Below are 244 nucleotides of genomic sequence, written 5' to 3'. Positions count from 1 at the left end.
AAAGTGAACCGTATTCGCTTTAAAGGTCATGACTTCGCGGCTATCGCAGATTACAAAATGGTGCGTGCGGCAGAATATGCAGCAAAAGCGCGTGGTGTAGACGTAAAAGTGGGTAACCTGTTCTCGGCGGAGTTGTTCTACACGCCAGATCCAGATATGTTCGAAGTGATGGACAAATACGGCATTGTTGGCGTCGAGATGGAAGCGGCAGGTATCTATGGTGTGTGTGCTGAATACGGCGCAA

Annotated in this window: 1 pseudogene; it reads left to right on the top strand. The window is 49.2% G+C overall.

Annotated features, from left to right (window positions below):
- Nucleotides 1-244: pseudogene (gene deoD, locus AB4512_RS23830) on the top strand (purine-nucleoside phosphorylase); the annotation flags it as partial.

Source organism: Vibrio sp. 10N.222.52.B7 (assembly GCF_041474275.1).
Taxonomy (GTDB): domain Bacteria; phylum Pseudomonadota; class Gammaproteobacteria; order Enterobacterales; family Vibrionaceae; genus Vibrio; species Vibrio crassostreae_C.
Note: the sequence above shows the minus strand (reverse complement) of the source record. Positions and strands in the feature narration are given on the sequence as shown.